At 41.3% G+C, this 3,248-nt stretch carries 3 protein-coding genes and 1 pseudogene; 1 reads left to right on the top strand and 3 read right to left on the bottom strand.

The genetic code is table 11. The features are described 5' to 3' along the window. Positions 1-519: DUF3581 family protein (locus tag L4C33_RS20825; RefSeq protein WP_428814303.1), on the top strand; the 519-nt coding region annotated here is incomplete at its 5' end. Between the two features lie 131 nt (positions 520-650). On the opposite strand, the gene L4C33_RS20820 is transcribed toward L4C33_RS20825, so the two are convergent. The 3 genes and pseudogenes from L4C33_RS20820 to L4C33_RS20810 form a co-directional block, all read right to left on the bottom strand. Beyond that, the gene (locus tag L4C33_RS20820; protein ID WP_428814302.1) at positions 651-1,112 is read right to left on the bottom strand and encodes a methyltransferase family protein; all 462 of its coding nucleotides are present in this window, start codon (positions 1,110-1,112) and stop codon (positions 651-653) included. A gap of 132 nt (positions 1,113-1,244) precedes the next feature. Then, a pseudogene (locus L4C33_RS20815) lies at positions 1,245-1,586 on the bottom strand (IS4 family transposase); the annotation flags it as partial. Positions 1,587-1,736: 150 nt separating this feature from the next. Then, entirely contained in the window at positions 1,737-2,699 is a 963-nt protein-coding gene (locus L4C33_RS20810) for an SPFH domain-containing protein (RefSeq protein WP_428814301.1), read from the bottom strand. Positions 2,700-3,248: the final 549 nt, after the last annotated feature.

The following is a 3,248-nucleotide window of genomic DNA, read 5'->3' as shown; positions in this document are numbered from 1 at the left end:
GGAATGGTAAACGACGGTGTTGCACTTAATGTAGAAAATAAGTGTGATAAAGAAAGCGCTCTAGTAGACGCAAATGGCAAAGAATACCTACACATGACGTGTGAAGGTGAACGTAGCCACAACCAAGAGTTTATCGAGCACGTTGTAACAAACTACGTTCAGTTCTCTGGTATGAACTTCCCACACATCATGGTTCCTCTTATGGAAGAGCAACAAATGATGATCAACTGCCAACGCCCTCTAGTTATCTACGAAAGCATGGAAGTTGAGTTTTCTCGCTTAGACCTATCTCATCCAGAAGTGTCTTTCTCTGGCGCAACTTTTGATGTCGAAGGAAAGCGTGGCACTGTCACACTAAACTTCGATTTTAAAGAAGACGGTGAAGTAGTAGGTAAAGGTATTAAGCGCATGGTTGCAAGTGGCCTCAAGCCATACAGCCAAGAAGCGGTCGATGACCTAGTAAATCGTTTCAATGAACGTAAAGACATGTTCCTAGCTCAATTTGCTGCTGCAGCGTAATACAACGAATAAACATTAAAGCCCCGATAATCATGAAAATTATCGGGCTTTTTCTTGTCTGCTACAAATAATCTAGTTCAACTAATCAGGGAGAAATAGGTACTAGCCCATCAGCCTACTGTGCATTGCATTTAGACCCAACGGCGCACACGCTGCTTATAATCCACATAGCTCGCACCAAATAAATCTTCTAGCACCCTTTCTTCTGGCTGAATTTGAAATCGGTTCATATAAAGCACAAATAAGAAGCTGACCGCAATACTGCCAGTATTCTGTAGATAGTAGCCAACGCCTAATAGCAGCAAGAACAACCCTAAATACATTGGATTTCTCGTGTAAGCAAATATACCACTATCCACCACTGAAGAAGCGTTCTCTGGTTTAACTGGATTCACCGTGGTCTTCTTCTTTTTGAATTCAACAACTCCCGCAATACCTATCCAGCCGCTAACTAGAATTGAACCAATCAACACTTCAAACCGAACTGGTGATTGAATTGAAAGCACGGTAAACGCAATTGATACAACATACGAAAGTGCCAATAAGACAAAGAAGAGCGCTACGGGTGGTACTTTTAACTCTAGAAATTTCATGAACAAATCCTTTGTTATAGCAAACTAGATAAAAATAAACGGGCAATGAAATAAAGCGATTAGCAATAGATAATACAGACTAGCCATAAACTTAATGCTGTTCGGATAAGCATTACTGCTTGAATCTTAGTGGTACTTAACAGGCTCAATCAAAGAAGTATTGAAACCTTTCATTTCGCCCTTTGGTTCTTGATATAACACGAGTTTTGTTTCCCGGCAAGAAGGTAAACTAGGGTTTGGCTTCTAAGCTTTAAGATAGAAGGCATTGAAATAGTCCTGTCGTTTTCCACATACTTCTCTATCACCTCATAGCGTAACTTACGCTTAGCTATAGTTGTCATCAACATGACAACCATCAAAAGCTGCGCCCATAAGCACTTGAGTTTCCGTTGACATCAAAACGACTAAACGACTAAACGAAGTTGACGAAGTTGAGGGTAAGGCTTTGTCTATCTGTCCAAGCTGAATGGCATTGACGACAGGTTCACAATTATCGGTATCTTCAATGCTCTCATGCATCATTGGTAATTGTTATTCAAATATAAAAATCCCCATCAACGTTGTTGACGGGGATTATCAGCTACTTACTCTCTCGTTGAGATAACTTATTAGCTAACCTGGACGTTACTTAAGGTTCTTTAACAAGAATGGTGCTGAGCTACCGTTGCCGTCACCATATACAGGTGAGAAGTCATTAGGTAATTGACCGTTCCAGCCATTGCCGGCTTCTACTTGCTGAACTTCTAAAGCCTTAAGCTTGAGAATGTTATTAGTAAGCGATTTGTTCAAAGCTTTGTTACCGTGTGCGCGTTGCTCAAGCTCATAACGCTCTGCTTCTGCTGCTACTCTCTGAGCGTGTGCTTTACCATCCGCAATAGATTCTAGTCTGAATTGCTCTGCAGATGCTTCTAGCTTCTTCGATTCAGACGAACCACGAGCTTTCTCAATTGCTTGATCTGCTACTGTTTTCTGAATTCGTAGCTGTGACGCTTCCGACTCTTCCTTTTGAATTCGTTGCTGAGTAGCCAGAATTTGTTTTGAGATTCTTGGGTCGAACTCAATGTCTTGAACAAGAACTTCATTAACTGAAATCTTGCCCTCTAGAGCCACTGTAAGACGCGCCTTAAGACTATCTTGCATGTTTGACACTTTGTCAGATTGAGCAAGAGAACGGCTATCCTCTAACTTTCTACCCTCATCACGAAGCATCGAACGTAGCTGTTGGCGAATAGTCTTATCTAAGAACTCATCCATGTTGCCGTAATTCTTTTTAATTCCCGGTGTCCCTTTCGGTTCTACGCGAATTAGCGCAGTAACATTAGCCGTTGAGCTGAATCGGTCTTGTGTAGGTACGTTGATCTTGTTGATTTCGTACTTGAACTCACGAGTGTCGTAGGTATCAAAGCCACAGTACGGAGTTACAGGAAAATGTAAGCCCTCACCAAAGTGCGTTGGGGTTACTTCACCTAGACATGTTTGAACCTTTGTGTGTCCGGCTGGTGTGATGGTGAATAGGTTAAGACCTATGATTCCTACAACTGCTCCGATTATTACGATTGTTCTGGCTTTCTTCTTATTGAAATTCACTAAGTATACTCCTCACCTATTGATGATTGTTTTATCAATATTAAATTCTAGGGCTTGAAGCCCTCAATTAGGGAGCTAGCCTCAGCAATATTGGTATTGAAAATATGGCTGCCATAGCTTTGTAGTGAGGGAAAGACGCTTATTATCTGTAGAGAACAAGTGCATCAATACCATCAAAATCCGGGCAGAAATTAGTCGCAGCAGTAAGCAAACGATTCCAACTTTGTTAGTGAATAAATTAATCCACCACAGCTCACATACAGAATGATAGACTGTAAATCAAATATCATCAATATATGAATTAGTTTTTAGTGACTGGATAGGTCAAAACAGTGGTAAGTCGGTGAGAGTTAGAGAGGACGCGGGGTACCAGACTAAGTATCTTCCGCTTAGGCTGAAGTGCGATATCTAGTGAACCGCACGCTTCTTCGATGTACATATTCCGTTGTAGTTTCATCCAAGCAACYAGCCAGGCTTCATGTGCCATTGCTAAATTTTGTTTAAGAATAAAAAATCCCCATCAACGTTGTTGACGGGGATTATCAGCTA

It is taken from the genome of Vibrio makurazakiensis (assembly GCF_050337375.1).
Taxonomy (GTDB): domain Bacteria; phylum Pseudomonadota; class Gammaproteobacteria; order Enterobacterales; family Vibrionaceae; genus Vibrio; species Vibrio makurazakiensis.
This window is presented reverse-complemented; position numbering and strand designations above follow the sequence as displayed.